General features: G+C 66.9%; 5 protein-coding genes. 2 read left to right on the forward strand and 3 right to left on the reverse strand.

What is annotated here, in order from left to right; genetic code table 11:
* Nucleotides 1–172 precede the first annotated feature (172 nt).
* Nucleotides 173–2,251: a prolyl oligopeptidase family serine peptidase gene (locus ACQKDV_RS08410; RefSeq protein ID WP_427783308.1), complete on the forward strand. Its 2,079-nt coding sequence runs from the start codon at nt 173–175 to the stop codon at nt 2,249–2,251.
* 126 nt (nt 2,252–2,377) lie between these two features.
* On the forward strand, nt 2,378–3,622 hold the full coding sequence (locus tag ACQKDV_RS08415) for a DUF819 domain-containing protein (protein ID WP_427783309.1): 1,245 nt from the start codon (nt 2,378–2,380) through the stop codon (nt 3,620–3,622).
* A gap of 99 nt (nt 3,623–3,721) precedes the next feature.
* On the opposite strand, the gene ACQKDV_RS08420 is transcribed toward ACQKDV_RS08415, so the two are convergent.
* The 3 genes from ACQKDV_RS08420 to minD are packed head-to-tail and all read right to left on the reverse strand — an operon-like array spanning nt 3,722 to nt 5,295.
* On the reverse strand, nt 3,722–4,201 hold the full coding sequence (locus ACQKDV_RS08420; RefSeq protein WP_427783310.1) for a hypothetical protein: 480 nt from the start codon (nt 4,199–4,201) through the stop codon (nt 3,722–3,724).
* A gap of 48 nt (nt 4,202–4,249) precedes the next feature.
* On the reverse strand, nt 4,250–4,510 hold the full coding sequence (gene minE, locus ACQKDV_RS08425) for a cell division topological specificity factor MinE (RefSeq protein ID WP_053516176.1): 261 nt from the start codon (nt 4,508–4,510) through the stop codon (nt 4,250–4,252).
* A 2-nt stretch (nt 4,511–4,512) separates the two neighbouring features.
* Nucleotides 4,513–5,295: a septum site-determining protein MinD gene (minD, locus tag ACQKDV_RS08430; protein ID WP_427783312.1), complete on the reverse strand. Its 783-nt coding sequence runs from the start codon at nt 5,293–5,295 to the stop codon at nt 4,513–4,515.
* Nucleotides 5,296–5,306: the final 11 nt, after the last annotated feature.

Genomic DNA, 5,306 nt, shown 5'->3' on the forward strand with positions numbered 1-5,306 from the left:
GGGGGGGGGGGGGGGGGGGCGGCCCCGGCGGGGGCCCCCCCCCCCCCCCCCCCCCCCACTACCGCAGACCCCGCCGCGGCGCGGTCCCGCCCGGGCGGCCATGACCGATGGCCTTGGCAGCCCCGCCTGCCGGGGCCTACCATCGGTTTTTTGCCGTTCTGCGGAGATCCCGATGAAACTGCGTCATGCCTTGCTGCCACTGAGCCTGTTGGCCGCCCTGCCCAGCGTCGCCGCTGCCCGTGGCCTGGAAATCCGCGACATGGTGGCCATGGATCGCGTCTCCGCGCCGGTGCTGACCGCCGACGGCGGCACCGTGGTGTTTGCCAAGCGCAGCACCGATGCCAACCTCAAGGCCAGCACCGCGCTGTTCGCGCGCAACCTGCGCACCCGTGATGCGGCCCCGCCGAAGCAGATCACCCCGGCCGGCTGGAATGTCAATTCGGCCTCGCTGTCGGCCGATGGACAGACCGTGTATTTCCTCAGCGCCAAGAACGGCAGCCAGCAGCTGTACGCGCAGGCCATCAGCGGCGGCACCCCGCGCCAGCTGACCGATTTCCCGGTGGATGTGGACAGCTACCACGTCTCGCCGCAGGACGACCGCGTGCTGTTCAGCGCCGGGGTGTTCCAGGCCTGTGCCTCGGACCTGGCGTGCACTGAAAAGAAGCTCAAGGATGTGGCCGATGCCAAGGCCAGCGGCAAGGTCTTCGATTCGCTGTTCGTGCGCCATTGGGACACCTGGAATGACGGCCGCCGCAACACCCTGTTCGTGGCCCCCCTGCCGGCGGCCAAGGCCGGCCCGGTGAAGGGCGCTTCGGCCCTGAGCGCGACCATCGACGGCGACGCACCGTCCAAGCCGTTCGGCGGCAATGACGATTTCACCTGGTCGCCGGACGGCGCCAGCGTGGTCGCCAGCATCCGCGTGGCCGGCAAGCAGGAACCGTGGTCGACCAACTTCGACCTGTACCGCTTCGATGCCGCCGGCCGGCAGCCGCCGGTCAACCTGACCGCCGCGAACCCGGCCTGGGATGCCGGCCCGGTGTTCAGCGCCGACGGCAAGACCCTGTTCTACCGTGCCATGAAGCGCCCGGGCTTCGAAGCCGACCGCTTCGGCCTGATGGCGATGGACCTGGCCAGCGGCAAGACCCGCGAGATCGCCCCGCAGTGGGACCGCTCGGCCGGTGACATCACCCTGTCCGCCGATGGCGCCAGCATCTACACCACCACTGACGACCTGGGCGAGCACCCGCTGTTCCAGATCGACGTGGCCACCGGCAAGGCCACCAAGGTCATCGGCGATGGCACCGTGTCCGCGGTCAGCGTGGCCGGCAACAGCGTGGCCATCACCCGCAACAGCCTGAAGAGCAACGACCAGGTGCTGGTCGGCATGCTGCCGGCGGCCGGTGAGGCGATGGGCCCGCTGCGCGCGCTGACCCCGGCTGCCGGCGATGTGCTGAAGGACGTCAACTTCGGCGACTTCGAGCAGTTCTCGTTCAAGGGCTGGAACAACGACACCGTGCACGGTTACGTGGTCAAGCCGCACAACTACCAGGAAGGCAAGTCCTACCCGGTGGCGTTCCTCATCCACGGTGGCCCGCAGGGCAGCTTCGGCAACGGCTGGAGCTACCGCTGGAACCCGCAGACCTACACCGGCCAGGGCTATGCCGTGGTCATGATCGACTTCCACGGTTCCACCGGCTACGGTCAGGCCTTCACCGATGCGATCAGCCAGCACTGGGGCGACCGCCCGCTGGAAGACCTGCAGAAGGGCTGGGACGCGGCGCTGAAGAAGTATTCCTTCCTCAACGGTGACAAGGCCTGCGCCCTGGGCGCCAGCTACGGCGGCTTCATGATCAACTGGATCGCGGGCAACTGGAACGGCCCGTTCAAGTGCCTGGTCAACCATGATGGCGTGTTCGACCAGCGCATGATGGGCTACGCCACCGAAGAACTGTGGTTCACCGAGTGGGAGCAGGGCGGCACGCCGTACGAGAAGGCGGCCAACTTCGAGAAGTTCAACCCGGTCAACCACGTGGCCGACTGGAAGAAGCCGATCCTGGTCATCCACGGCCAGCAGGACTTCCGCATTCCGGTCGAACAGGGCCTGGCCGCGTTCACCGCCGCCCAGCGCCAGGGCATCGAATCGAAGTTCCTGTACTTCCCGGACGAGAACCACTGGGTGCTGAAGCCGAACAACAGCATCCTCTGGCATGACACCGTCAACGCCTGGCTGAAGCAGCACATCGGCGAGTAAGCGTTACCGGCGCCGCCCTCGTGGCGGCGCTCTGCTTCTTGTAGGGCCGAGCCATGCTCGGCTGCTCTGTGCCTCCTTTTCCGCCAACAGCAGCCGAGCATGGCTCGGCTCTACATGAGCGCCTGCATGCCTTCCACTGCCCTGATCCAGAACGATATCGTCGTCTTCGGTCTGATCGCTGCCACCCTCGGTGCCGTGTTCTGGACCGCCTCGCGCGAGCAGGGCCTGTGGAAGCGCTTCTACACCTTCGTGCCGGCCCTGCTGCTGTGCTACCTCATTCCCGGCATCTACAACACCGTCGGCCTCATCGACGGGCAGAACACCACGCTCTACAATCCCATCGCACGCGACATCCTGCTGCCAGCGGCGCTGATCCTGCTGACCCTGGCGGTGGACATCAAGGGCATCCTGCGGCTGGGCCCGAAGCTGGTGCTGATGTACCTGGGGGCGTCGGCGAGCATCATGCTCGGCGCCGTGGTGGCCTTCCTGGTGATGCGCGCGATCCATCCTGACACCGTGGCCGGCGACACCTGGGCCGGCATGGCCGCGCTGGCCGGCAGCTGGATCGGGGGTGGCGCCAACATGCTGGCCATGCGCGAAGTCTTCGATGTCAACGCGACCACCTTCGGCCAGTTCGCGGTGGTCGATGTCGGTGTGGGCTATGTGTGGATGGCCGCGCTGATCTTCCTGGCCGGGCGCGCGGCGAAGATCGATGCGCGCAGTGGCGCCGATACCTCGGCCATCGATGAACTGAAGGAGCGCATCGCGCGCTTCCAGGCCGAGCACGAGCGCATTCCCAGCCTGACCGACCTGATGCTGATCGTAGCGGTGGCCTTTGGTGGCGTCGGCCTTTCGCACGCCATCGGCGCGCCGCTGGCGGCGTGGTTCAAGGCCAATGTCAGCTGGGCCTCGCAGTTCAGCCTGGATGCGCCGTTCGTGTGGGTGGTGGTGCTGTCGACCACGCTGGGCCTGAGCCTGAGCTTCACCCGCGCGCGCACCCTGGAAGGCGCCGGCGCCTCGCGCCTGGGTTCGCTGCTGCTGTACTTCCTGATCGCCTGCATCGGCATGCAGATGGACCTGCTGGCGCTGCTGGACCGCCCGTGGCTGTTCCTGCTGGGCATCATCTGGATCAGCGTGCACATCGTGCTGCTGTGGTGCCTGGGCAAGCTGCTGAAAGTGCCGTTCTTCTATTTTGCCATCGGGTCGCAGTCGAACATCGGTGGCCCGGCCTCGGCCCCGGTGGTGGCCGCGGCCTTCCATCCGGCGCTGGCACCGGTCGGCGTGCTGCTGGGTACGATGGGCTATGCCACTGGCACGTACCTGGCCTACATCGTCGGCATCACCCTGCGCGCGCTGGCCGGGCAGGGGTGATGGGGTAGTGCCGGCCGCTGGCCGGCAACCACGCGATGCTTCACCGGTTCATGAGGTTGCCGGCCAGCGGCCGGCACTACCGGTGCCTTTCACGGTGCGTCACGCCACCGGCAAGCCGCGTTCGATCAACCACGCTCTGGCGTCTTCGGCATCCTGCTCGAACCACGCCTTCGTCGACCCCAGCCGGTACGTATACCCCCACGCATCCATGTCGGCCATCAGCCGTTCGCTGCCCACGCCGGGCAGGTGGCCGGCCAGCACGATCTGCAGGTAGCAGGTAGCGTCTTCCTCGGGCACTGAATCGGTGGCATCGGTATGCACCTGCGCACGCCGCTCCGGCGGCAGCACGATCAGGTGGCAGGCTTCGTGCAGCATCGAATGCACCGGCGTGTCGTCGCGTACGTACACGTCGCTGGCGATGATGCCGGCTTCGGGTTCGCCCCAGTAGCTGCCGGGAATCGGTTCGCCGGCCGCCACGTGGTGCAGGCGCAGGTCATGCGCGGCGAGCAGGCGCTGCGCGTCGGCGAAGGCGATATCGCCGACGCGGGTGACGTTCGGTTCGGGTGCGGTGTCGGTCATGCGGGGTAACGCGGCCCCGCCCATGCAGGCACGGGCGGGGCAGGGGTGTCAGGGCTTTTCCGGGCCTTCAGGCAGCGCCACGGAGATGTCCAGCACGTCATGCTGGCCATCCTTCACCAGGTCGACCTTCACTGCGTCGACGTCGATGTTGACGTACTTCTTGATCACTTCCAGCAGTTCGCGCTGCAGCAGCGGCAGGTAGTCCGGGCCACCGCGATGGCTGCGTTCCTGCGCGATGATGATCTGCAGGCGGTTCTTCGCGGTTTCGGCGGTGGTCTTCTTCGCTTTGAGGAAATCGAACAGGCCCATGCTTACCCTCCGAACAGCTTGCTGAAGAAGCCCTTCTTCTCGACGTTGGTGAAGCGCATCGGGCGTTCTTCGCCGAGGATGCGCGCGACGGCGTCGTCGTAGGCCTGGCCGGCCGCCGATTCCACGTCCAGGATGACCGGCTCACCCTTGTTGGAGGCATTGAGCACGTCGCCCGATTCGGGGATCACGCCGATCGCCTTCAGGCCCAGCACTTCCTCCACGTCGGCGATGCTCAGCATCTCGCCGCTTTCCACGCGCACCGGGGTGTAGCGGGTCAGCAGCAGGAAGGCCGGCACGTTCTGGCCCGATTCGGCCTTGTGGGTCTTGGAGTCCAGCAGGCCGATGATGCGGTCCGAGTCGCGCACCGAGGACACTTCCGGGTTCACCACCACCACCGCGCGGTCGGCGAAGTACATTGCCAGGAAGGCGCCCTTCTCGATGCCGGCCGGCGAGTCGCAGATGATGTAGTCGAAGCCGTCGGCGGCCAGGTCCTTGAGCACCTTGCCCACCCCTTCCTGGGTCAGCGCGTCCTTGTCGCGGGTCTGCGAGGCAGCCAGCACGTACAGGTTGTCAAAGCGCTTGTCCTTGATGAGGGCCTGCTTGAGGGTGGCTTCGCCATGCACGACGTTGACGAAGTCGTACACCACGCGGCGCTCGCAACCCATGATCAGGTCGAGGTTGCGCAGGCCGACGTCGAAGTCGATCACGGCCACCTTCTTGCCGCGCCGTGCCAGGCCGCAGGCCATAGACGCTGGCACCGGACAGTGCGGTGCGCGCAGGTGCAGGCCCGGCCATC

This window comes from Stenotrophomonas sp. NPDC077659 (genome assembly GCF_050268705.1).
Classification (GTDB): domain Bacteria; phylum Pseudomonadota; class Gammaproteobacteria; order Xanthomonadales; family Xanthomonadaceae; genus Stenotrophomonas.